The 23,395-nt window shown below is 70.4% G+C and carries 25 protein-coding genes; 5 read left to right on the top strand and 20 right to left on the bottom strand.

Features of this window, described 5'->3' with window-relative positions:
* Positions 1-34: 34 nt before the first annotated feature.
* From PD653B2_RS08665 to pdxT, 9 genes are all read right to left on the bottom strand, one after another.
* Positions 35-583, bottom strand: a complete 549-nt coding sequence (locus PD653B2_RS08665) for an adenine phosphoribosyltransferase (RefSeq protein ID WP_085871935.1) — start codon at positions 581-583, stop codon at positions 35-37.
* Positions 580-1,815: a protein translocase subunit SecF gene (secF, locus tag PD653B2_RS08660; RefSeq protein ID WP_085871934.1), complete on the bottom strand. Its 1,236-nt coding sequence runs from the start codon at positions 1,813-1,815 to the stop codon at positions 580-582. Before secF ends, PD653B2_RS08665 begins: the two co-directional genes overlap by 4 nt.
* Positions 1,815-3,650 (bottom strand): protein translocase subunit SecD, encoded by a 1,836-nt coding sequence (gene secD, locus PD653B2_RS08655; protein ID WP_085871933.1) that lies wholly within the window; start codon positions 3,648-3,650, stop codon positions 1,815-1,817. Before secD ends, secF begins: the two co-directional genes overlap by 1 nt.
* A gap of 1 nt (position 3,651) precedes the next feature.
* The gene (gene yajC, locus PD653B2_RS08650) at positions 3,652-3,975 is read right to left on the bottom strand and encodes a preprotein translocase subunit YajC (protein WP_085871932.1); all 324 of its coding nucleotides are present in this window, start codon (positions 3,973-3,975) and stop codon (positions 3,652-3,654) included.
* A 123-nt stretch (positions 3,976-4,098) separates the two neighbouring features.
* Positions 4,099-5,169 (bottom strand): Holliday junction branch migration DNA helicase RuvB, encoded by a 1,071-nt coding sequence (ruvB, locus tag PD653B2_RS08645; protein ID WP_085871931.1) that lies wholly within the window; start codon positions 5,167-5,169, stop codon positions 4,099-4,101.
* 4 nt (positions 5,170-5,173) lie between these two features.
* The gene (ruvA, locus tag PD653B2_RS08640) at positions 5,174-5,770 is read right to left on the bottom strand and encodes a Holliday junction branch migration protein RuvA (protein ID WP_085871930.1); all 597 of its coding nucleotides are present in this window, start codon (positions 5,768-5,770) and stop codon (positions 5,174-5,176) included.
* Complete coding sequence (gene ruvC / locus PD653B2_RS08635; protein ID WP_085871929.1) at positions 5,767-6,282, bottom strand: crossover junction endodeoxyribonuclease RuvC; 516 nt, start codon at positions 6,280-6,282, stop codon at positions 5,767-5,769. The genes ruvA and ruvC overlap by 4 nt, the downstream gene beginning before the upstream one ends.
* Before the next feature lie 193 nt (positions 6,283-6,475).
* Entirely contained in the window at positions 6,476-7,240 is a 765-nt protein-coding gene (locus tag PD653B2_RS08630; RefSeq protein ID WP_085871928.1) for a YebC/PmpR family DNA-binding transcriptional regulator, read from the bottom strand.
* A 19-nt stretch (positions 7,241-7,259) separates the two neighbouring features.
* Positions 7,260-7,856, bottom strand: a complete 597-nt coding sequence (pdxT, locus tag PD653B2_RS08625) for a pyridoxal 5'-phosphate synthase glutaminase subunit PdxT (RefSeq protein WP_085871927.1) — start codon at positions 7,854-7,856, stop codon at positions 7,260-7,262.
* A 57-nt stretch (positions 7,857-7,913) separates the two neighbouring features.
* Here pdxT and PD653B2_RS08620 point away from each other — a divergent pair, with 57 nt between their 5' ends.
* On the top strand, positions 7,914-8,381 hold the full coding sequence (locus PD653B2_RS08620) for a hypothetical protein (RefSeq protein WP_085871926.1): 468 nt from the start codon (positions 7,914-7,916) through the stop codon (positions 8,379-8,381).
* A gap of 28 nt (positions 8,382-8,409) precedes the next feature.
* Here the strand turns inward: PD653B2_RS08620 and PD653B2_RS08615 are convergent, their stop codons facing one another.
* The 7 genes from PD653B2_RS08615 to PD653B2_RS08585 all read right to left on the bottom strand — a co-directional run bounded on the left by PD653B2_RS08615 (position 8,410) and on the right by PD653B2_RS08585 (position 15,920).
* Positions 8,410-9,936, bottom strand: a complete 1,527-nt coding sequence (locus tag PD653B2_RS08615) for a carboxylesterase/lipase family protein (protein ID WP_165763393.1) — start codon at positions 9,934-9,936, stop codon at positions 8,410-8,412.
* Entirely contained in the window at positions 9,933-10,838 is a 906-nt protein-coding gene (gene pdxS, locus PD653B2_RS08610) for a pyridoxal 5'-phosphate synthase lyase subunit PdxS (protein WP_085871924.1), read from the bottom strand. Before pdxS ends, PD653B2_RS08615 begins: the two co-directional genes overlap by 4 nt.
* Positions 10,831-11,460 carry a phosphatidylinositol phosphate synthase gene (gene pgsA, locus PD653B2_RS08605; RefSeq protein WP_085871923.1) on the bottom strand — a complete coding sequence of 210 codons (630 nt, stop codon included), beginning with the start codon at positions 11,458-11,460 and terminating at the stop codon, positions 10,831-10,833. Before pgsA ends, pdxS begins: the two co-directional genes overlap by 8 nt.
* 29 nt (positions 11,461-11,489) lie before the next feature.
* Entirely contained in the window at positions 11,490-12,677 is a 1,188-nt protein-coding gene (locus PD653B2_RS08600; protein ID WP_085871922.1) for an ROK family transcriptional regulator, read from the bottom strand.
* Between the two features lie 11 nt (positions 12,678-12,688).
* Complete coding sequence (locus tag PD653B2_RS08595; RefSeq protein ID WP_085871921.1) at positions 12,689-13,939, bottom strand: sugar ABC transporter permease; 1,251 nt, start codon at positions 13,937-13,939, stop codon at positions 12,689-12,691.
* Complete coding sequence (locus PD653B2_RS08590) at positions 13,936-14,694, bottom strand: ATP-binding cassette domain-containing protein (RefSeq protein ID WP_085871920.1); 759 nt, start codon at positions 14,692-14,694, stop codon at positions 13,936-13,938. The genes PD653B2_RS08595 and PD653B2_RS08590 overlap by 4 nt, the downstream gene beginning before the upstream one ends.
* A gap of 92 nt (positions 14,695-14,786) precedes the next feature.
* Positions 14,787-15,920, bottom strand: coding sequence for a sugar ABC transporter substrate-binding protein (locus PD653B2_RS08585; RefSeq protein ID WP_242665203.1), 1,134 nt, complete (start codon positions 15,918-15,920; stop codon positions 14,787-14,789).
* A gap of 168 nt (positions 15,921-16,088) precedes the next feature.
* Here PD653B2_RS08585 and xylA point away from each other — a divergent pair, with 168 nt between their 5' ends.
* The 3 genes from xylA (at position 16,089) to PD653B2_RS08575 (ending at position 18,637) form a co-directional block, all read left to right on the top strand.
* Complete coding sequence (gene xylA / locus PD653B2_RS08580; protein ID WP_085871918.1) at positions 16,089-17,270, top strand: xylose isomerase; 1,182 nt, start codon at positions 16,089-16,091, stop codon at positions 17,268-17,270.
* A gap of 93 nt (positions 17,271-17,363) precedes the next feature.
* Positions 17,364-17,498 carry a hypothetical protein gene (locus PD653B2_RS25850; RefSeq protein ID WP_089503915.1) on the top strand — a complete coding sequence of 45 codons (135 nt, stop codon included), beginning with the start codon at positions 17,364-17,366 and terminating at the stop codon, positions 17,496-17,498.
* A complete protein-coding gene (locus PD653B2_RS08575) occupies positions 17,495-18,637 on the top strand; it encodes a N(5)-(carboxyethyl)ornithine synthase (protein ID WP_085871917.1) in 1,143 nt (380 codons plus the stop codon). Before PD653B2_RS25850 ends, PD653B2_RS08575 begins: the two co-directional genes overlap by 4 nt.
* Here PD653B2_RS08575 and PD653B2_RS08570 read toward each other — a convergent pair.
* Both PD653B2_RS08570 and PD653B2_RS08565 read right to left on the bottom strand, forming a co-directional pair.
* A complete protein-coding gene (locus tag PD653B2_RS08570) occupies positions 18,622-19,386 on the bottom strand; it encodes an inositol monophosphatase family protein (RefSeq protein ID WP_242665202.1) in 765 nt (254 codons plus the stop codon). The two genes, PD653B2_RS08575 and PD653B2_RS08570, sit on opposite strands and share 16 nt — an antisense overlap.
* Positions 19,383-19,913 (bottom strand): HIT family protein, encoded by a 531-nt coding sequence (locus PD653B2_RS08565; protein WP_085871916.1) that lies wholly within the window; start codon positions 19,911-19,913, stop codon positions 19,383-19,385. Before PD653B2_RS08565 ends, PD653B2_RS08570 begins: the two co-directional genes overlap by 4 nt.
* Before the next feature lie 23 nt (positions 19,914-19,936).
* Between PD653B2_RS08565 and PD653B2_RS08560 the strand changes: the two genes are divergently transcribed.
* On the top strand, positions 19,937-20,419 hold the full coding sequence (locus PD653B2_RS08560; RefSeq protein WP_085871915.1) for a GNAT family N-acetyltransferase: 483 nt from the start codon (positions 19,937-19,939) through the stop codon (positions 20,417-20,419).
* Here the strand turns inward: PD653B2_RS08560 and PD653B2_RS08555 are convergent, their stop codons facing one another.
* Positions 20,420-21,385, bottom strand: coding sequence for a hypothetical protein (locus PD653B2_RS08555; RefSeq protein WP_085871914.1), 966 nt, complete (start codon positions 21,383-21,385; stop codon positions 20,420-20,422).
* 11 nt (positions 21,386-21,396) lie between these two features.
* Positions 21,397-23,385 (bottom strand): threonine--tRNA ligase, encoded by a 1,989-nt coding sequence (gene thrS / locus PD653B2_RS08550; protein WP_085871913.1) that lies wholly within the window; start codon positions 23,383-23,385, stop codon positions 21,397-21,399.
* Positions 23,386-23,395 lie beyond the last annotated feature (10 nt).

Here is a 23,395-nt window from a genome sequence, read left to right as displayed (position 1 = left end):
TCGTCAGTCTAGGCGCGCAGGGGAACCGGTGAGGTCAGACCGTCATCAGAGTGGTGAGCGGCACGTCGCCGATGGTCTCGCGGCCGGGCAGGACGGCGAGCTCCATCAGCACCGCGACGCCGTGCACCACGCCCCCGGACTTCTCCACGAGGTCGATCGTGGCCTTGGCGGTGCCGCCGGTGGCCAGCACGTCGTCGATCAGCAGCACCCGGTCGCCGGGGGCGATCGCGTCCTGGTGGATCTCGAGCGTCGCCTCACCGTACTCGAGGGCGTAGGAGATGGCGTACGTCGCGCGCGGCAGCTTGCCGGCCTTGCGGACGGGCACGAACCCCACGTCGAGGGCCAGCGCCACCGGCGCACCGAGGATGAAGCCGCGCGACTCCATCCCGAGCACCTTGTCGATGACCGGGCGTCCGGCCTCGTCGCGACCCGGCGCGGCGAGCGCGGCGATGACCGCCGTGAACGCCGTGTGGTCGGCGAGGAGCGGGGTGATGTCCTTGAAGAGGATCCCGGGTTCGGGGAAGTCGGGCACGTCCGCGATCAGGGCGATCGCGTCCGCCACCCCCGGCCCGGGGTCCGTCACTTCTTGTCCCGCTTCGACTTCGGCTGGCGGGTCGGCTGGACCCGGCCGGCGGCGTTGCTCTGCTTCACCGGCCCCCGGGCCGCCGGGGCGATCCGGCCGCGGTTGGACGCCGCGGGCGGTCGGGGCTCGCGGGGCGGGCTCGACACCGGGCCGTCGTCGAACTCGTCGTCCGGGTCGTCCGGGTCGTTCTGGACCGGCAGGTCGTCGGTGAACGCCGGGACCATCGCGTAGCGGTCGGCCTCGTGACGGACCCGGGTCCGCGCCCGCTTGTCGGCGTTCTTGACCTCCGTCTCGGTCGACTTGAGGTGGACCAGCACGCGCGGGGCGATGTAGACCGACGAGAACACGCCGGCCGCCATGCCGACGAACTGCGCGAGCGCCAGGTCCTTGAGCGAGCTCGCGCCCAGCTGGACGGCGCTGACGTAGAGGATCGCGCCGATCGGGATGAGCGCCACGATCGAGGTGTTGATCGAGCGGACCAGGGTCTGGTTGACGGCCAGGTTCGCGGCCTGGGCGTAGGTCTGCCGGCCGCTCTTGAGCTCGTGCGTGTTCTCCCGGATCTTGTCGAACACCACGACGGTGTCGTACATGGAGAAGCCGAGGATGGCGAGCAGGCCGGTCACGGCCGCCGGGGTGACCGGGAAGCCGGACAGGGCGTAGACACCGATCGTCAACGCGATGTCGTGGATCAGCGCGACCAGCGCGGCCACCGACATCTTCCACTCACGGAAGTAGGCCCAGATGAAGAGCATGACCAGGATCAGGAAGACACCGACGCCGATGATGGCGCGCTTGGCCACCTCCTGGCCCCAGCTGGCGCCGATCTTGTCCTGGGAGATGTCCTCGTTGGAGGCGCCGGTGACGTCGATGATGATCGACCGGATCTCCTTGTCGCCGGCGGTGTCGAGGTCCTCGGTCTGCACGATGATCGAGCTCTCGCCGGAGGTCGTCACGTTCGGCGCTGCCTCGCTGCCCACGCTCGAGTCGCCGATCGCGTCGCGGAGCTCGTCGGCGGTCGACTGGCTGGCTTCGGACGACGAGAGGTTGTCGACGCGGTACTGCGTGCCGCCCGTGAACTCGATGCCGAAGTTCAGGCCCTTGATCAGGATGATCGCGATCGCGACGGCGACCAGGGAGCCCGAGATGGCGTACCAGAGCGCTCGGTGGCCGACGAAGTCGAAGGACTTCCGGCCTTGGTAGAGCTCGTTGCCGAGCCTCGAGAACTTGCCCATCAGGCCTTACCTCCCTGGGAGACCGGCTGGGCCACGGGCTCGATGCCCAGCGTCCCGCGGCTGAGCCCGGAGAGCTCGCCGCCGCCGTTGAAGAACTTCAGCCTGGCCAGGCACGAGACCAGGGGCTTGGTGAACCAGAACAGGATCGCCAGGTCGATGAGCGTCGAGAGCCCGAGCGCGAAACCGAAGCCCTTCACGACGCCGGTGGCGAACAGGTAGAGGACCGAGGCCGACAGGAGCGAGACCACGTTGGCGGCCAGTCGGGTCTTGCGGGCCCGCTTCCAGCCGCTCTCGACGGCAGCCCGCATGGACCTGCCCTCGCGCATCTCGTCTCGGATGCGTTCGAAGAAGATGATGAAGGAGTCGGCGGTGACACCGACGCCGATGATCAGTCCGGCGATGCCGGGCAGGGTCAGCGTGAAGCCGGCTGTCTTGCCGAGCAGAAGGACCATCGCGTAGGTGATCGCCGCAGCCACCACGAGGGACGCGAGCACGACCAGGCCCAGGCCGCGGTAGTAGATGAGGCAGTAGATCATCACGAGGAGCAGACCCAGGATGCCGGCGGTGATGCCGGCCTGGAGCTGGTTGCCGGCGAGCGAGGGACCGATGTCCTCGGAGCTGACGTCCTTCTCGAACGAGATCGGCAGCGCGCCGAACTTGAGGCTGGTGGCCAGCGACTTCGCCGTCGTCTCCGTGAACGTGCCGCTGATCTGCGCGTTGCCGTCGGAGATGACTCCGTCGAACCCCGGGCTGGAGATCACCTGGCCGTCCAGGACGACGGCGAACTGCGCGCCTGCGGTCGGGGTGCCGCTGCCGTCGATCATGGCGCGCGAGAGGTCGGCGAAGACCTTCTTGCCCTCGCCGCCGAGGGACAGCTGGACGATCCACTGGACCTGCTGGGCCGGCACGACGGCGTCGGCCGACTTCAGGTCGGTGCCCTCGATGGCGGCCGGCGAGAGCAGGAACTTGGTCCCGGCCGTGCCCTCCTCCTCGGTGCCACAGGTCACCAGCGGCTTGTCCGGGTTGTCCACGATCGGCTTGGTCGAGGGGCAGGTGAAGGCGTTGAACTCGTCGATCGCGGCCTGGCCGGGGTTGGTGATGAAGTCGAGTGCCTGCTGGGCCGGGTCGTCGGAGTCCGCAGGCTCGTCGACGGGCGCCTCGGTCGGGGAGGCGGTGTCCGTGGGCGACGCGGTCTCGGACGGCGAGGCGGTGTCCGACGGAGTCGCAGAGTCCGTGGCGCTCGGGGACTTCGACGGCTTCGCCGTGGCGTTCTTCTTGTCCTTCTCGCCGAGCACGAACGGTGCCCGGTTCTTCGGGCTGGCGCTGGCCTTGTCGTCCGGCTTGCCCGATGCCTTGTCCGACGGGTTCGCCGACGGCTCGGTCGACGCGCTGGCGGAGGGCGCGAGCGAGGGGTTCGGATCCGTCGGCACGGTCGGGGTGGCAGCCGTCGCGCAGGGGCCGCTGGCTCCGCTTCCGCTGTCGACACAGGCGACGGTGCGGAACCGCAGCTGTGCCTGGCGCTCGACGACCTCGACGAGGTCGCGCCGGTTCTCACCGGGGATCTCGACGACGATGAACCGGCTGCCCTGGGTGGTGACCTCGGCCTCGGTGACACCGCGCGCGTTGACGCGCTGGTCGATGATGCCGCGGGCCTCTTCGAGACTCTCGGAGGACGGGTCGCCCTGGGCGATCAGCGTGATCCGGGTGCCGCCCTGGAGGTCGAGCCCCAGAGCCGGCTTCCAGACGCCGGCGATGGCGACGAGGCCGTAGAGGATCGCGACGCCGACGAGGAACACCGAAAGGGTGCGTCCCGGGCGGTTGGGCCGACGTGCCATGTCAGTTCTCCTGCGAGCCGCCGGCGATGCTGCCGGGCTCGTCGTCCTGAGGGTTCTCGTCGACCGTCCGGTCGACCTTGCTCGAAACGCTCCCGACCGCGCCGCGGGCGACCTTGATGCTGACGCCGGGAGCGACCTCGACGAGCACGTGGTCGTCCGCGATCCGACCCACGGTCCCGAAGACACCGGAGGTCAGCACGATCTCGTCTCCTACGGACAACGACGACTGCATGCGGCCGAGTTCCTTCTGCCGCCGCGAGGCCGGCCGAATGATGAACAGCCAGAAGAGCAGGGCGATGCCGACAAGCGGCAGCAACTCCAGCACGAAACAACCTCTCGAGCGTGGTCAGGGAACGTCGGGGCCTCACCGGGCCCGACCGACGGGCAAGTCTAACCGTGGGGGTGTCGTAGGCCACGAATCCGGGTGCGCGAGGCGCCCCGACGGCTGTCAGTCCTCGAAGAGGGTCGCCTCGCGCTCGGCGGGTGGCGGGGTCAGCCCGAGGTGCCGCCAGGCGGCGGGGGTCGCCACCCGGCCGCGCGGGGTGCGTGCCAGGAAGCCGTTGCGGACCAGGAAGGGCTCGGCCACCTCCTCGACGGTCTCCCGCTCCTCCCCCACGGCCACCGCGAGGGTCGAGATGCCGACCGGTCCGCCACCGAAGCGCCGGCAGAGCGCGTCGAGCACGGCGCGGTCCAGGCGGTCGAGGCCGAGCTGGTCGACCTCGTAGAGGTCGAGCGCCGACTGCGCCACCGGGAGGGTGACGACGCCCTCGGCGCGCACCTGCGCGAAGTCACGGACCCGGCGCAGCAACCGGTTGGCGATCCGGGGGGTGCCGCGGGACCGGGACGCGATCTCGGCGGTGCCGTGGTCGTGCACCTCGACGTCGAGCAGCCGCGCGGAGCGCTGGATGATCAGGTCGAGCTCGTGTGCCTCGTAGAACTCGAGGTGGGCGGTGAAGCCGAAGCGGTCGCGGAGCGGGCCCGGCAGGAGACCGGCCCGGGTGGTCGCGCCGACGAGCGTGAACGGCGGGATCTCCAGCGGGATCGCCGTCGCGCCCGGGCCCTTCCCGATGATGACGTCGACTCGGAAGTCCTCCATCGCCATGTAGAGCATCTCCTCGGCGGGGCGCGACATCCGGTGGATCTCGTCGACGAAGAGCACGTCCCCCTCGTTCATCCCCGACAGGATCGCCGCGAGGTCGCCGGCGTGGGTGATGGCGGGTCCGCTGGTGAGCCGCAGCGGCGCCGTCATCTCGCTGGCGATGATCATGGCCAGGGTGGTCTTGCCGAGCCCCGGAGGGCCGGAGAGCAGCACGTGGTCGGGGGCGCGACCGCGCCGACGGGCTGCCTCGAGCACCAGCCCGAGCTGGTCGCGCACCCGCACCTGCCCGACGACCTCGTCGAGGGTGCGCGGTCGCAGTGCGGCCTCGACGGCGCGCTCGTCGCCCTCGGCCTCGGCCGCGGTCAGCGATCGGAAGTGGGTGGTCTCGGCCTCGTCGAGGTCGTCCTCGTGGAACGGCATCGCCTCAGGTCCTGCTCAAGGTGCGCAGGGCCGCGCGCAGCAGCGCCGCCACGTCGGGGACGTCGCCGGCCTGCGGCACCACGGCGTCGACGGCCTTCTCGGCGTCACGGACCGGCCAGCCCAGGCCGACCAGGCCCTGGTGCACCTGGTCGCGCCACGGCGCCTCGCCGACGGGAGCGCCGGGGCTGCGGACCCCGGTGGGGGCGCCGATCCGGTCCTTGAGCTCGAGGATGATCCGCTGGGCACCCTTCTGGCCGATGCCGGGCACGCGGGTCAGCGTCTTCACGTCGTCGGAGGCGATCGCGCGGCGCAGGTCGTCGGGCGAGAGCACGGCGACCATCGCCTGGGCGACCTTCGGCCCGACCCCGGAGGCCGTCTGCACGAGCTCGAAGGTCTGCTTCTCGTCGTCGTCGAGGAAGCCGAAGAGCGTCAGCGAGTCCTCGCGCACCACCATGCTGGTGGGCAGCACGGCGGACTCGCCGGTGCGCAGCGTGGCGAGGGTGCCGGGCGTGCACATGAGCTCGAGGCCCACGCCGCCGACCTCGAGGACGGCGCTGGACAGGGTCACTGCGGCCACCCGGCCGCGTACGAACGCGATCATCGTCTGCTCCTTGCCACGGCCGCCTCGATGCGGGCCTGGGCGCCACCGCGCCAGATGTGGGTGATGGCCAGCGCGAGCGCATCGGCGGCGTCGGCGGGCTTGGGCGGCGCGTCGAGCCGCAGGATCCGGGTCACCATCGCGCCGACCTGGGCCTTGTCGGCGCGCCCGTTGCCGGACACCGCGGCCTTGACCTCGCTCGGGGTGTGCAGAGCGACCGGCAGTCCGCGCCGTGCGGCGCAGACCATGGCGATGCCGCTGGCCTGGGCGGTGCCCATCACGGTGCTGACGTCGGAGCGGGCGAAGACCCGCTCGATCGCCACGGCGTCGGGCCGGTACTCGTCGAGCCAGGCGTCGACGCCCTTCTCGATGGTCACCAGCCGCTCCGGCACCGGGAGGTCGGACGACGTGCGCAGCACGTTGACGTCGAGGAGCGTGAGCGGACGGCCGACCGTGCCCTCGACCACGCCCATGCCACAGCGGGTCAGGCCGGGGTCGATGCCGAGCACGCGCATGTGGTCAGTGCCTTTCGTCCGAACAGGTGTTCGGAGGCAACGCTAACCGCATGTCTTCTGCGCCGGTCGGACGACACGCCCGGATGGAGGCGGTCTGTCGTCGCACCGGGTCTCGACACGGCGGTCGCGACCTCGTCCCTCGGTCGCGCGCCTTGCTCGACCCCGGCCTGACGCGGCCCGCAGCTTCGCTGCGTTACGCGTCGATCTCGGCCATGATCTCGTCGGAGACGTCGAAGTTCGCGAAGATGTTCTGCACGTCGTCGAGGTCCTCGAGCACGTCGACCAGGCGGAACATCTTGCCCGCCGCCTCCTTGTCGAGCTCGACCTGCATGTCGGGGACGAACGACGCGTCGGCGGAGTCGTAGTCGATGCCGGCGGCCTGGAGCGCGGTGCGCACGGCGACCAGGTCGCTCGCCTCGGAGATGACCTCGAACGAGTCGCCCAGGTCGTTGACCGCGTCGGCGCCGGCCTCGAGCGTCGCCTCGAGGACGTCGTCCTCGGTGACGGTCTTGCCCTCCTGCTCGGCGGGGACGAGCACCACGCCCTTGCGGTTGAAGAGGAACGACACCGAGCCGGGGTCGGCCAGCGAGCCGCCGTTGCGGCTCATGGCGGTGCGGACCTCCATCGCGGCGCGGTTCTTGTTGTCGGTGAGGCACTCGATGAGCATCGCGACACCGGCCGGGCCGTAGCCCTCGTACATGATCGTCTGGTAGTCGGCGCCACCCGTCTCCGCGCCGGAGCCGCGCTTGACCGCACGGTCGATGTTGTCGTTGGGGACCGACGACTTCTTGGCCTTCTGGATGGCGTCGTAGAGGGTGGGGTTGCCGGTCGGGTCACCGCCGCCCATCCGGGCCGCGACCTCGATGTTCTTGATCAGCTTGGCGAACATCTTGCCGCGCTTGGCGTCGACGATCGCCTTCTTGTGCTTCGTGGTCGCCCACTTGGAGTGGCCAGACATCAGTCCCTCTTCTACTCGCTCAGCTCTGCTTCACCAGGTCCACGAACAGGCCGTGGATCCGGGCGTCGCCACCCACCTCGGGGTGGAACGACGTCGCCATCAGCGGACCCTGTCGGACCGCGACGATCCTACCTGCGGCCTCCCCCTGCTCCACGCGGGCGAGCACGTCGACGCCCGGGCCGACGGACTCGACCCAGGGCGCGCGGATGAAGACCGCGTGCACCGGGGCGTCCAGGCCGGCGAAGTCGATGTCGCCCTCGAAGGAGTCGACCTGGCGGCCGAAGGCGTTGCGCCGGACGGTGATGTCGAGCCCCCCGAGGGTCTCCTGGTCACGCGTGCCGTCCTCGATGTGGTCGGCGAGCATGATCATCCCGGCGCAGGTGCCGAACGCCGGCATCCCGTCCTTGATCCGCTGCCGGATCGGCTCGAACAGGTCGAACGTGCGGGCCAGCTTGGCCATCGTCGTCGACTCGCCGCCCGGGACCACCAGCCCGTCGCAGGCGTCGAGCTCGGAGACCCGGCGTACGGCGAGCGTGTCGACGCCCAGGTCACCGAGCACCCGCAGGTGCTCGCGGACGTCGCCCTGGAGGGCGAAGACGCCGATGGTGGAGGTCACGGTCCGGAATCCTATGGCTCCCTCGCGACGGGGCCGTCAACGACCGGACCGGCCGCGGTGGTTTGGCTGGTATCCGCCACCGGGCACCACGACCACCGCGCCTACCGCAACTGCGAGTTCGGAAGCAGCAGGATCGGCGGCAGCGTGGTCGACGGCAGCTCGGTCTGGTGGGACTTCCCGCTCGGATCGGCCGCAGGCCGCATCGGCGGCGTGAACTTCCAGCTCGCCGACCGGTTGGCCGACCACAAGTGCACGGTGTTCAAGATCCGCTACATCTCCGGTCCGAGCGGCGACCACGGCGAGCGCAAGATCTTCAAGCAGTGCCGCGGCACGACCGGAAAGCCGATCAATGTCGACCTCAACCAGGGCAGCGCCGACACCTCCGGGGGCACCGGTGGGGCGGACTCCGGCGGGCCGTTCTCGGTCCACCAGGACGGCACCTACGCGCTCTACCACTGCATCGGCAACGGACGCACGCAGTGCATCATGCTCTGGTCGCAGAACGTGGCCGCGAGCAAGCCCTGACCCGCCGGCCAGGCGCCACGGCCGCGGGCTAGGAGCGTCGGTCGTAGCCGGCCTCGACGAGGTCCAGCCGAGGGCTCCACGGATCGACCTCGACCATCCGCGGACCGTCACCGGTGAGCTCCATCAACCGCCCAGGCCCGGTCGAGGTCCAGGTCGGCGCGCCGTCGTGGTTGGGGTCCCCGGTGGCGGCGAAGGCGACCCAGTACCCGCTGATCGTGGCCGCCAGGCCGGCGGCGTCGTCGACCATGAACCGCTGACCGGAGGTCGCGTCGAAGACGTAGGGGATCTCCATGGCGTGCGGCGCACCACCGACCGTCGCCGCCAGCTCGGGAGCCACGGCGGAGAACCGGTAGAGGTAGGTCGGCGCCCGGGTCGCGTGCAGGACGGCCAGGTGGCGCGCCGGTTCGGTGAAGACGACGTCGGACACCAGGTGGCGGTCGAGCTCGTCCTCGGTGCCGTACGCCTCGACGGCCGCCTCCCTGTCGGCGCCGAGGATCCGGTCGCGGACGCCGTCGGCACGGTCCGCGCCCCCGGCCAGGAACGCGTCCGGGAACTCCAGGTCGTTGCTGCCGACGAGGTACGGCACGTCCGCCTCTTCCCCTGCCTCGAACGTGTCGGACACGGACGACGGGAGGACGTCGTCCAGGACCGGTGCCCCGCCGCCGAGGAGGTCGACCGGCAGGGCGGCGACCTGGTCGGCGGGCAGCGCACGGAGCGCGGCGGCATCCGGGTCGACGAGCCCCAGCGACGCGACCTGGCGCTGACCCTCGGCCTGCGCCTGCTCGAACGTCTGGGACGGCTCACGGCCGAGGCCGGACTCCGACACCGCCCGCTGGAAGAGCCCGTCAGCGCGCGGAGAGGCCATCAGCGCGTTCACCGACATGCCGCCGGCGGACTCCCCGAAGATCGTCACGTCCCCGGGTCGCCGCCGAAGGCCGCGATGTTCCTGGACCCACCGCAGCGCCTGCACCTGGTCGAGCAGGCCGAAGTTGGCGAGCCGCTCCCCCGACCCGTCATCGAGCGCCGGGTGGGCGAAGAACCCGAGCCGCCCGAGCCGGTAGTTCAAGGTCACCAGCACGACGCCGTGTCGCACCAGGCCGGGCGAGTTGTACACCGACAGGCTGCTCGTCCCGCCGGTGAAGCCACCGCCGTGGATCCAGACCATCACCGGCAACCCCGTGGCGTCACCGGTGGGTCGCGAGACGTTGAGGTAGAGGCAGTCCTCGGAGACGTCGTCGATCGGTCCGATCAGCGCCCGGACGAATCCCGACGACCGACCCTGCAGGCAGGAGTGGCCGTACGCCGAGGCGTCACGGACGCCGTCCCACGGTGCGGGCGCCTCGGGCGGCCGCCACCGCAGCCCACCGACGGGCGGCACGGCGTACGGGATGCCCCGCCAGACCATGGCGCCGTCGTCGGTCAGCCCGTGGAGGGCGCCGTACTCCGTCTCGACGACGAACGGGTTCGCGACCGGTCGAGCGTCGTCCTGGCAGGAGGAGAGCACCAGCACCAATCCGAGGACCGGTGGTGCCCACCGCGCCAGGACGCGCGTCACCAGCCGCGTTCGGCCAGCCGGTGCGGCTGCGGGATGTCCTCGACGTTGATGCCGACCATCGCCTCGCCGAGACCGCGCGAGACCTTCGCGACCACGTCGGGGTCGTCGTGGAACGTCGTGGCCTTGACGATCGCCTCGGCCCGCTGGACCGGGTTGCCGGACTTGAAGATGCCCGAGCCCACGAACACGCCCTCGGCGCCGAGCTGCATCATCATCGCCGCGTCGGCCGGGGTCGCGATGCCACCCGCGGTGAAGAGCACCACGGGGAGCTTGCCCTTCTCGGCGACCTCCTTGACCAGCTCGTAGGGCGCCTGCAGCTTCTTCGCCGCCACGAACAGCTCGTCACCCTCCAGCGACGCGAGCCGGCGGATCTGCCTGCGGATGGTGCGCATGTGGGTGACCGCGTTGGACACGTCACCGGTGCCGGCCTCGCCCTTGGAGCGGATCATCGCCGCGCCCTCGGTGATCCGGCGCAGCGCCTCGCCCAGGTTGGTGGCACCGCACACGAACGGCACCGTGAACGCCCACTTGTCGATGTGGTTCTCGTAGTCGGCCGGGGTCAGCACCTCGGACTCGTCGATGTAGTCGACACCCAGCGACTGCAGGACCTGCGCCTCGGCGAAGTGGCCGATGCGGGCCTTGGCCATCACCGGGATCGACACCTGCTCGATGATCGAGTCGATCATGTCGGGGTCGCTCATCCGGGAGACCCCGCCCTGGGCGCGGATGTCGGCGGGCACGCGCTCGAGGGCCATCACGGCCACCGCGCCGGCGTCCTCCGCGATCTTCGCCTGCTCGGCGGTGACCACGTCCATGATCACCCCGCCCTTGAGCATCTCGGCCATGCCGCGCTTGACTCGGGTGGTGCCGGTGCTGGTGTCGCTGGGGGTGCTGTCAGTCATGGGGAAAGAGTAGTGCGGCCTCGGCCAACGCCTGCTTCCGGACCACCCACACCCGCTGCACCACCGTGACCGTCGAGGCGATCGCAAGCGCCCAGAGCGCGATGTACATGAGGATCGGGAGGTCGAAGATCGCCCCGAGGCCGGTCATCACCAAGATCGCCACCAGCCGGTCGGCGCGCTCGGCGATGCCGACCTTGGCCTGGTAGCCCATCCCCTCGGCCTTGGCCCGGGCGTACGACGTCACCGCGCCCATCACGAGGCAGATCAGGCAGAGCACCAGGTAGAGGCGGCTGTCGCCCGACCAGGCGAAGTAGAGCGCGAGCCCGCTGAAGATCGCGGCGTCGCCGATCCGGTCGAGCGTGGAGTCGAGGAAGGCGCCGAACTTGCTCGTCTTGCCCGTGGTCCGGGCCATGTAGCCGTCGAGCAGGTCGCTGAAGACGAAGGCGGTGATCACCAGCACCCCGGTGAGCAGCTTGCCCTGCGGGAAGAACACGAGGGCGCCCGCGCTCACCCCGACCGTGCCGACGAGGGTCACGACGTCGGCGCTGACACCCATCCGGATGAGGAGGTGGGCTACGGGCGAGATGACCTTCGTCCAGAAGGCTCGGAAACGTTCCATCATGGCGGCAGCAGGCTACCGGTGATCCCGCCTCAGACCGCCTGCGGCACCATCTGCGGGTGCTCGAGGACGGGCGCGAACGCGAGCTCGGCCGCCCCGATGAGCGGCGAGTCGTCCTCGAGGCGGGCCGAGCGGATCTCGACGTCGTTGCGCGGCGAGATCAGCGTGCTGCGGCTCAGCGCCTCGTCGACGCGGTCCGACGCGGCGCTCCACACCTGCGACAGCACTCCCCCGAGCACGACGATCTCGGGGTTGAAGAGGTTGACGATGGCGCGGATGCCGACGCCACACCACTCCGCCACCTCGTCGACGGCGGCGGCCGCGCGGGCCTCGCCGTCCCGGGCCGAGGCGATCACCTCGGCGATCGCCGGCGGGCCGCCGCCCGGGAGCCGCCCGGCGCGGCGCAGCAGGACGTTCTCGCCCACCTTCATCTCCCAGCAGCCGACCGACCCGCAGCGGCACTCCGGGCCGAGGCTGTCGACCTGCATGTGACCGACCTCGCCGGCGTACCCGCGCGCGCCGGTCAACGGGACCCCGCCGACCAGGAAGCCGCCACCGATGCCGACGCTGGCACTCAGGTACGCCACGTCGGAGTAACCGACCGCGACGCCGCGGATGTGCTCGGCGAGCACGCCGAGGTTGGCGTCGTTGCCGGTCGAGACCGGACGCCCGAGGCGGTTCGCCAGCAGCTCGGTGAACGGCTCCTCGACCCAGCCCAGGTTGGGCGCGAAGCGCACCAGGCCGTCGCCGGTGCGCACCGCGCCGGGCACCGCCACGCCGATGCCGAGGCACCGCTTGGACGGCACGGCAGCGAGGCAGTCCTCGATCATCTGGGCCACGGACTCGACCACGTGCGCGACGTCGTGCTCGCCGCGCTGGTGGCCCCGGTCGCGACGGTCCAGGACGTCGCCCCCGAGGCCGACCAGCGCCACGGCGACCCGGTCGACCCCCACGTCGACGGCCACCACGACGTTGTCGGGGCACGGCACCACCAGGTGGGACGGGCGCCCGGAGCGCCCACCCACCGCCGATGTCTGCTCCGTCACCAGGCCCAGGCTCTGCAGCTCGAACGTCAGCGCACCGATGGTGCTCCGGTTGAGCCCCAGCTCGCGGGTCAGGACGGCCCGGGTCGTGGGACCTCGGGTGTGCACCGTCTGGAGGATCGCGCGCAGGTTCGCGCGCCGAAGCTCCTCGGTGCCGACGCCGGTGGGGGTGGGCACGTGCTCCTCCGTCAGACTCGTCCGGTGGCTGCGGCTCGGCGACGGCTGATCGCGTCGACGCTGGCCGCCACCAGCAGCACCAGACCGGTGACGATGTACTTCCGGCTGTCGGGCTGGTTCATCAGGCCCATGCCGTTGGCGATCGTCGCGACGACGGTGCCACCGATGATGGCGTCGACGATACGGCCCTTGCCTCCGAAGAGGCTGGTGCCACCGATGACCGCCGCACCGACGGCGTAGAGCAGCGTCTGGTTGCCGCCGGTGACGTTGTTCACGCCACCGCTGTAGCTCGCCAGCATCAGGCCGCCGACCGCCGCGACCGTGGAGCAGACCATGAAGCAGCTCAGCCGGACCAGCTTGACGTTGATGCCCGCACGGCGCGCCGCCTCGGCGTTGCCACCGACGGCGTAGACGTGACTGCCCCACCGGGTCCGGCTCAACACCACGGTGAGCACGATCGCGAGGCCGATGATGATGACGAGGGAGATCGGGACGCCCGTGATCGACTTGATGTTCGGCTTCGGGCTGCGCTCGATCGACAGGTAGTAGACGACCAAGAAGGTCAGCACGGCGAGACCGCCCGACTTGAGTGCCCACAGGAGGTTCGGCTCGCTCGTCAGGCCGTGGCGGCGGCGGCGCCTGTTGCTCACGAACGTGAGCGCGGCGTACGTCGCCACGAGCGCCACCGCGACGACCCATCCCAGCCAGACCGGGAGGTTGTCGCTGTTGAGCTTCGCGATGAACTCACCGGAGTCGATCGACCCCTTCTCGCCGATGATCGTCAGCATCACGCCCTGCAGGGCGAGGAACAGCGCGAGCGTGACGACGAACGACGGGATGCCGAGCCTGGCGACCATGTTTCCGATGAAGAAGCCGATCACCGTGCCGGTCAGCAGCCCGACCAGGATCGCCGCAGCGACCGGCCAGTCGTGGGAGGTGAGGAGGACCGAGGTCACGGCCGCGGCCGTGCCGGCGGTGTAGCCCGCCGACAGGTCGATCTCGCCGAGGAGCAGGACGAAGACGAGTCCCATCGCGATGATCGTGACGCCGGCCGACTGCTGGATCAGGTTGCCGAAGTTGAACGCCTTGGTGAACGTCTCCGGCCGCAGGACCGAGAAGGCGATGACGAGCACGACCAGTCCGAGGACGGCCGGCATCGAGCCGACATCGCCCCCGCGGAGCTTGGCGACGTAGTCGCGCGCGAGGCTGCCGAGCGTGTCCCTGCCGTGCGCGTCCTGGGTCTCTTCGGTGACGGCGCTCATGCCGCATCTCCCTCGTTCAGCTTGCCGGTCGTGATCGCCGTGATGATCTGCTCCCGGCTGGTGTCGACGGCGTCGACCTGGGCGACCATCTGACCGAGGTAGAGGACCGCGATGTCGTCGGCGACCTCGAAGACGTCGTTCAGGTTGTGGCTGATCAGCACGACCCCGAGGCCGCGCTCGGCGAGCCGGCGCACCAGCAGAAGGACCTGCTCGGTCTGCGCGACCCCCAGGGCCGCCGTCGGCTCGTCGAGGATGACGACCTTGGAGTTCCACAGCACGGCGCGCGCGATGGCGACCGTCTGGCGCTGGCCACCCGACAGGGCGGCGACGTGGGTGCGCACCGACTTCAGCGTGCGGACCGAGAGGCCGTCGAGCGTCTCGCGGGCACGGGCCTCCATGGAGTCCTCGTCCACCATGCCGCGCTTGGTGACCTCACGGCCGAGGAACATGTTGTGGACGACGTCGAGGTTGTCGCACAGCGCGAGGTCCTGGTAGACGACCTCGATGCCCAGCGCGTTCGAGTCCCGCGGGCTCTTCACGTGGACGGCGTTGCCCTCGAACGTGTAGTCGCCCTCGTCGAACGGGTAGATGCCGGCGACTCCCTTGATCAACGTGCTCTTGCCGGCGCCGTTGTCGCCGACCAGCGCCGTCACGCGGCCCGGTCGGACCGTCAGGTCGACGCCGCGCAGGACCTCGACGGCGCCGAAGGACTTCTGAACACCGCGTAGCTGCAGCAGCGGCTCTTCACTCGACATTGCTTTGCCCTTCCGGGGGAGCTGATGGTGAAACGGGGGCCCGCCCAGATGGGCGGGCCCCCGCATTTCAAGCTGTCACGCGACCTCTGCGGTCAGCTGACTCCGTACTTCGAGCACAGGTCCTCGATGCCCTTGCAGATGTCCGCAGCGTCCGCCTGGCCGGCAGCGACGACGTCCTTGACGGTGTCGGCGGTGATCCAGACCGGGGTGGCGAGCACCGACGGGACGTCGACGCCGAGCTCCGTGTCGCTGACCGAGCCGGTCGCGATCGACGAGGGGTCGTCGCCGTTGATGATCGCGATCGCCAGGTCCGAGGCAGCCTTCGCCTCGAGCGAGGTGTCCTTGAACACGGTGCCGAACTGGTAGCCCTGCAGGACGTTGGCGAGGCCCTCCGCGGTCGCGTCCTGGCCGGTCACCGGGATCGTGCCCTCGACGCCGGCGGCCTTCTCACGGGCGATCACGCCGCCCGCCATGCCGTCGTTCGCGGTGATGAGACCGACGAGGTCCGGGTGGGCAGCGTAGAACTGGTCGAAGACCTTGCCTGCGGTGTCCGGGTCCCAGTCGCCGGTCTGGTCGCCGACGACGGTGTAGCTGCCGTCGTCCTTGATGACCTGCTCGTAGCCCTGCTTGAAGAGCGTCGCGTTGTTGTCGGTCGCGGCGCCGTTGATGAAGGCGATGTTCCCCGACTTGGTGCCGGCGGCCTGGAGGCCGTCGATGAGGCCCTGGCCCTGGAGCTCGCCGACCTTCACGTTGTCGAAGGACACGTAGTAGTCCGCGCCGCCGCCCAGGGTGAGCCGGTCGTAGTCGATGACGGCGATGCCGGCGTTCTTCGCCTTGTCGATGCACGCCTTGCCCGAGTCCGGGTCGAGGTCGGTCTCGATGAGGACGTCGACGCCCTCGGTGATCATCTGGTCGCAGAGCTGACCGAACGCGTCGGGCGAACCCTCGGCGTTCTGGATGATCGACTCCAGGCCCGCGGCCTTGAACGCGGCCTCCAGGTTCGGGCGGTCCTGCGTCTCCCAACGCACCGACGACTTCGAGTCGGGGAGGATCACCCCGACCTTGCCCGAGGCCCCCCCACTGCTGCTGTCTGTCCCACCGGTGGCACTGCCCCCGTCGCTGTCACTGCTCCCGCACGCGGCGAGTGCTCCGAACGCGAGCACTCCCACTGCGGCGAGGGACGCGAGACGCGCACCCTTGTTCCTGACCATTTCCTCGACCTCCATGGCTTGGACACCGTGATGTGACGACCATCACGGGGTATGTTGTGCGGCACAACATACTCACGGTTGCCCGAGCCCGGCAAGAGCATCTGAGAGCGCGTTTTGTTGCACGTTCAAACCAAGTGTGTTCACGCGTGAGCGTGACCGAATTGTGATGGAGACGAGGACCTGATGAGCCAGAGCAACACCGATCCGGCAGCCTTCACCCCGACCCGCGAGGACCAGTTCTCGTTCGGCCTGTGGACCGTGGGCTGGCAGGGCGTCGACGTCTTCGGTGGCGCAGTGCGCCCCGTACTCGACCCGGCAGAGGCGATCCACCGACTGAGCGACCTGGGCGCCTACGGGATCACGTTCCACGACAACGACGTGTTCCCGTTCGACGCCGATGCGGCGAGCAAGGAGAGGCACCTCGCACCGTTCCGCAAGGCACTCGAGGAGACGGGCCTGGTGGTGCCGATGGTGACGACCAACCTCTTCTCCCACCCGGTCTTCCGGGACGGCGGTTTCACCAACAACGACCGCGACGTACGCCGGTTCGCGATCCGCAAGGCGGCCGACCAGATCGACCTGGCTGCCGAGCTGGGCGCCAAGCTCTTCGTGGCCTGGGGTGGCCGTGAGGGCGCCGAGTCCGGTGCCGCCAAGGACGTCAAGAGCGCCCTCGACCGCTATGCCGAGGCCTTCAACACCCTGGGCGCCTACGTGCTCGAGCAGGGCTACGACATCCGCTTCGCGATCGAGCCCAAGCCCAACGAGCCGCGCGGCGACATCCTGCTCCCGACCATCGGCCACGCCCTCGCGTTCATCAACGAGCTCGACCACCCCGAGCTGGTGGGCCTCAACCCCGAGGTCGGCCACGAGGAGATGGCGTCGCTCAACTACGCGCACGGTCTCGCCCAGGCGCTGTGGCACGGCAAGCTCTTCCACATCGACCTCAACGGCCAGCACGGTCCCCGCTACGACCAGGACCTGCGCTTCGGCGCCGGCAACGCCCGCGGCGCCTTCTGGACCGTCGACATCGTGGAGAACGGCGGCTACGAAGGCCCCCGCCACTTCGACTACAAGCCGCCGCGGACCGAGGACATGGACGGCGTCTGGGTCTCGGCGGAGGCGTGCATGCGCAACTACCTGATCCTGCGGGAGAAGGTCCGCGCGTTCCGCGCCGACCCCGAGGTGCAGCAGGCGCTCGAGGAGGCCCGGGTCGACCAGCTCGGCGTGGCCACGCTGGCCGCGGGCGAGTCGCTCGCCGACCTGCGCGCCGAGGCGTTCGACCCCGAGGCCGCCGCCCAGCGGGGCATGGGCTTCGAGAAGCTCGACCAGCTGGCGCTCGAGCACCTGTACGGCGTCCGGGGCTGACCAGACCGTCCCCGTGCGGCGACCGACGTCGCCGCACGGGGGCGTACTGTCGGGATACGGAGCCGTTCAGGCTTCCTCTCAGAGAGATCCCCCATGAGCGACAAGTCGCCGCGGCAGGCCATGACCAAGAAGACCGGCAAGTCCATCAAGGAGAAGCGCGCGGAGAAGCGCGACAAGGGATCGGCGGACACCTTCTCGGACAAGATCCACCCGACGAAGAAGAAGTGACGCTCCTGGAGCTCGGTGTCGTGGGGACCTCCGCCAAGGAGAACGAGCACCGGCTCCCGATCCACCCGGAGCACATCGCGGGCCTGGCGGCCGACCTGCGTGCCCGGATCACGCTCGAGCACGGCTACGGCGAGCGCTTCGGCGCCTCCGACGACTCGCTGGCGCCGTACGTCGCCGGGTTCGCCGCGCGCGAGGAGATCCTGGCGGACTCCGCCGTGGTGCTGCTCCCCAAGCCCCAGCACTCCGACATCGCCGCGCTCGGGCCCGGTCAGGTGCTCTGGGGCTGGCCGCACTGCGTCCAGGACACCGAGCTCACCCAGATGGCGATCGACCAGGAGCTGACCCTGATCGCCTTCGAGGCGATGAACCACTGGACCCACGACGGCGCCGTCGGGCTGCACGTCTTCCACAAGAACAACGAGATCGCCGGCTACTGCTCGGTGCTGCACGCCATGGAGCTGGCGGGGATCACCGGTGACTACGGCCGCCGGCTGACGGCGATCGTGATCGGCTTCGGCGCCACGGCCCGCGGGGCCGTCACGGCCCTCAACGCGCACGGGGTGCACGAGGTCGCGGTGCTCACCAACCGGGGCGTGACCGCCGTCGGCTCTCCGATCCACTCGGTGCGGATCCGCCAGTTCGACCACGAGCCCGACGGCGAGCACCAGAGCCACGTCATCACCGAGCGGGGTCGCGAGCCGTTGGCCGCCTACCTCGCCGAGAACGACATCATCGTCAACTGCACGCTCCAGGACACCGCCAAGCCGCTCACCTACCTGCGGACCGAGGACCTCGCGGCGTTCCGGCCCGGCAGCCTGATCGTCGACGTGTCCTGCGACCTCGACATGGGCTTCAGCTGGGCGCGACCGACGACGTTCGACGACCCGACGTTCGAGGTCGGCAACCACGTCCTCTACTACGCGGTCGACCACAGCCCGTCGTACCTCTGGAACTCCGCGACCTGGGACAACAGCAACGCGTTGATCCCGTTCATCCGTCCGGTGCTCGACGGCCCGGACTCGTGGGACGCCGACGAGACCCTCACGCACGCCATCGAGATCCGCGACGGCCGCGTCGTCAACCCGCGCATCCTCGCCTTCCAGGGAAGGTCGGCCGAGCCGCCCTACGCGCTGCTCTGACCGACGAGCGCCGCGCAGACCTCGGCGACGGCGGTCGGCGCGCCCGCGACGTACCAGTCCTTGCCCGCAGCCTCGACGTGCCGCGTCACGCCCCCGGCCCCGTGGATGATCGCGGCACCGGGCAGCTCGTCCCAGGGCGGCACGGTGTGCTGGAACAGCACGTGCAGCCGGCCCTCGGCGACGGCCACGGCGTCCATCGACCCGGAGCCGAGTGTCCGCAGCGTCGCTGCTCCCCCGATCGCCCGGACGAAGGCGGCCCCGACCTCGCCCGCGTAGAAGGGCGGGTGGAGGTAGGTCGCCACGCACGACTCGCCCAGCGGCCGGTCGACGACCGGGGGCAGCCGCCGGCCGTCGACCGTCGAGGGCACTGCGGGCCCGCCCACGAAGGTCCGGCCGGTCGCCGGGTGGTGGACCGCGCCGAGCACCAGCTCGTCGCCGTCGGTGAGCGCGATGGCGGAGCACCACCAGTCCAGGCCGGCGACGAAGTTGTAGGTGCCGTCGACCGGGTCGATCACCCAGGTGCGGCCGCTCGCCCCGGCCCGGCTCGCACCCTCCTCGCCGAGGATGCCGTCGTCGGGACGCTCGGCGGCGAGCAGGTCGGCGACCAGCTGCTCGGCGGCGTGGTCGGCGGCCGTCACGACGTCGGAGATCGAGGTCTTCGTACCGACGTCGAGGTCACCGTCGCGCATCCTGCGGGCGAGGGTCCCGGCCTCGCGCACGAGGCGGGCGGCGAGCTCGGCGTCGCTCACGCCGTCGGCCACGCGGCGGCCAGCAGCGCGCGGGTGTCGGACAGGAGCTGCGGCAGGGTCTTGGTGCCGCCGAGGACGGTGATGAAGTTCGCGTCGCCGGACCAGCGCGGCACGACGTGCTGGTGCAGGTGCTGCGACAGCGAGCCGCCCGCCACTCCCCCGAGGTTGAGGCCGACGTTGAAGGCGTGCGGGCCGCTGACCGCCCGGAGCACCCGCACCGCCTGCTGCGTGGTCGTCATCAGCTCGGTGGCCTCCTCGTCGGTGAGGTCCTCGAGCTCGGCGACGTGCCGGTGCGGGAGCACCATCAGGTGGCCGGGGTTGTAGGGGTGGAGGTTGAGCACGGCGAAGCAGGTGGCGCCGCGGTGGACCACCAGGCTCTGCTCGACCTGCAGGTCCGCCATCGCACAGAAGGGACAGTCGTCGTCTGCCTCGGGAAGGCTCGGCGCGACGTACGCCATCCGGTGCGGGGTCCAGAGCCGGTCGAAGCCCTCGAAACCGTCACGCACCTGCCCGGCCGGATCACTCATGGGAGCAACCCTAGGGTGAGCTGGTGACCGATCCGACCCTGCGTCCCGCGACCGCGGAGGACATGGCCCGCGTCGCCGACATCTGGCACGCCGCCTGGCACACCTCGCACCCGGGCCACGTCCCCAACGGACTCACCGCGGCCCGCACGCTCGAGTCCTTCCACGAGCGCACCCCGGCCCGCGTCGACGACACGACGGTGGCCGTGCTGGGCGACGAGGTGGTCGGCTTCATCATGGTCGACCGCGACGAGGTCGAGCAGGTCTTCGTCGACCCGTCCCGACACGGCCGGGGTGTCGCGTCGTTGCTGCTCGACGAGGCCGAGCGGCAGGTCGCGGCCGCCGGGTACGACGTGGCCTGGCTGGCGGTCGCGATCGGCAACGCCCGGGCCCGGGCGTTCTACGAGAAGCGCGGCTGGCGCAACGACGACGACCTGCCCTACGAGGTGACCGCGGACGGCACGACGTACGTCTCGCCGTGCCGCAGGTACGTCAAGGCCGTCGGCTGATCAGTACTGGAAGAACCAGCGTCCCAGGTGTGCCTCGACGCCGGGGCAGGTGACGTTCTGGTCCCGCCCCTGCTCCACCCATTGCCCGAGGATCGCCCGACCTCCCTGGATCACCCAGTCGGACCCGCACCGAGCGAGTGCCTCCGTGCGCGACGTCTGGCCGGCCGCGCGCCACTCCGGGAGGCCGAGGGCGAGGTCGCCGACGGTCTCCGACCAGAGGTACGGCGTGGAGTAGATGCCCACCCGGTAGCCGGCGTCGGCGTACGCCCGTGCAGCGCCTTCCACCACGGCGCCGTTCGCCACCAGGTCGCTGCTCCACGCGAAGTCGGGGACCGGCTCGACGTCCACCCAGATGATCGGACTGCCGAGACCCGCGGCCCGCATCGCGCCGACGTTGGCCAGCGCCTGCTGGTAGCCCGTGTTGGCCAGCGCGCCGAGATCGTTGCGACCGTCGTAGGGCCCGACACCACCGTGCTCGGCGACGGCTGCGGCGTCGGGATAGCTGACGACGGCGTACGCCGCGGCCAAGAGGCGCCGCTCGCGGACCCACGCCACCTGATCGGTCAGGCACGGGTTCGTGGTGAAGCCCGGGCCGTTGGTCAGGCCGATCACGACGTACTCCGCGGCGGGCAGCGGGAGCGGGCTGCCCAGGGTCCGGCGCTCGGGGATCCCGAGACCCTTCGGGCACTGGGGCCAGCTGATGTCGGCGCCGAGGACCGCACCGGCCGGGCGCGGCGCAGCCGGTCGCGGCCGGGGGATCCGGGCGGCCGCCTGCTCGGCCAGCTGTGCGAGCGCCTGGAGGCGCGCGGTCTCCGGATCAGCTGTCGGCGCGACGACCGACGTCGGCCGCGGCGAGGTCGGGAGGGTCGCCGTCGGCGCCCCTCCCTCACTGCTCGGCGAGGAGCAGCCGCTCAGCACCCCGGCCGAGAGGACGAGGACCAGCAGCGCGGCTGCTGGTCCCCGCACCGCTCGAACGCTCAGACCTGCTCGCGCGACGCCACCGCGTCACGCACCCGCTGGATCGCCTCGTCGATCGGCACGCCGTTGTCCTGGCGGCCGTCGCGGTAGCGGAAGGACACCGCGCCCGCCTCGACGTCGTCGTTGCCGGCGATCATCATGAACGGCACCTTCTGCAGCTGCGCGTTGCGGATCTTCTTCTGCATCCGGTCGTCGGAGTCGTCGACCTCGACCCGCAGGCCCTGGATGCGCATCTTCTTCGCCACCTCGTGGAGGTAGTCGGAGAACGCGTCCGCGACCGGGATCGCCTGCACCTGCACGGGCGCGAGCCAGGGCGGGAAGGCGCCGGCGTAGTGCTCGACGAGCACCCCGAAGAACCGCTCGAGGGACCCGAACTTGGCGGAGTGGATCATCACGGGCTGCTGACGGCTGCCGTCGGCGGCCTGGTAGGCGAGCTCGAAGCCCTTGGGCTGGTTGAAGTCGTACTGGATCGTCGACATCTGCCAGGTGCGGCCGATCGCGTCGCGCGCCTGGACGGAGATCTTCGGGCCGTAGAACGCTGCGCCGCCCGGGTCGGGCACCAGGTCGAGCCCGGAGGCGATCGCGACGTCCTCGAGGACCTTGGTCGCGGTCGCCCAGTCGTCCTCGGTGCCGACGAACTTGTCGGGCTTCGAGTCGTCGCGGGTGGACAGCTCCAGATAGAAGTCGTCGATGCCGAAGTCGCGCAGCAGGCCGAGCACGAAGTCGAGCAGGTGCTGGACCTCAGCGGGCGCCTGCTCCGGGGTGACGTAGGAGTGGGAGTCGTCCTGGGTCAGGCCCCGCACGCGGGTGAGGCCGTGCACGACGCCGGACTTCTCGTAGCGGTAGACCGACCCGAACTCGAAGAGCCGCAGCGGGAGCTCACGGTAGGAGCGCCCGCGCGACTTGAAGATCAGGTTGTGCATCGGGCAGTTCATGGCCTTGAGGTAGTAGTTCGCGCCCTCGAACTCCATCGGCGGGAACATCGTGTCGGCGTAGTACGGCAGGTGCCCGGAGGTGTGGAACAGCCCCTCCTTGCTGATGTGGGGGGTCCCGACGTACTGGAAGCCCTCCTCGATGTGCCGCTGGCGGACGTAGTCCTCCATCTCGCGCTTGATCACGCCACCCTTGGGGTGGAAGACCGCGAGGCCGGAGCCGATCTCGTCGGGGAAGCTGAAGAGGTCGAGGTCGCGGCCGAGCTTGCGGTGGTCGCGGCGCTCGGCCTCCTCGATCCGGTGCAGGTGCTCCTCGAGCGCCTCCTTGGACTCCCAGGCGGTGCCGTAGATGCGCTGGAGCTGCTTGTTCTTCTCGTCGCCGCGCCAGTACGCCGCGGCGCTGCGCATCAGCTTGAACGCCGGGATCCGCTTGGTGGTCGGCAGGTGCGGACCGCGGCACAGGTCGCTCCACGCGACGTCGCCGTTGCGGCGGACGTTGTCGTAGATCGTGAGCTCGCCGGCGCCGACCTCGACGTTCGCGCCCTCGGCGGCGTCGTCGGACTTGCCGGCGCCCTTGAGCCCGATCAGCTCGATCTTGTACGGCTCGTCCTTCAGCTCGGCGATCGCGTCGTGGTCGGAGGTGACCCGGCGCTCGAAGCGCTGGCCCTCCTTGATGATCTTGCGCATCGCGGTCTCGATCTTGGCGAGGTCCTCGGGCACGAACGGGGTCTCGACGTCGAAGTCGTAGTAGAAGCCGTTCTCCACCGGCGGCCCGATGCCGAGCTTCGCCTCCGGGAAGAGCTGCTGCACCGCCTGCGCCATCACGTGTGCGGTCGAGTGCCGCAGGATGTCGTGGCCGTCCTTGCTGTCGATCGCCACTCCCCCGACCTCGTCGCCGTCGGCGAGCTCGTAGGCCAGGTCCTTCAAGTCGCCGTTCACGCGCGCCGCGATCACGGCGGTGTCGTCGGCGAAGAGCTCCCAGGCCTTGGTGCCCGTCGTGACCGTCCGGTCCTCACGCGCGTCGGCGTGGACGAGGACGATCTTGAGGTCGGACACAGGAGCTCCT

The organism is Nocardioides sp. PD653-B2, from assembly GCF_002117935.1.
In the GTDB taxonomy this organism is placed as follows: Bacteria; Actinomycetota; Actinomycetes; order Propionibacteriales; family Nocardioidaceae; genus Nocardioides.
This window is presented reverse-complemented; position numbering and strand designations above follow the sequence as displayed.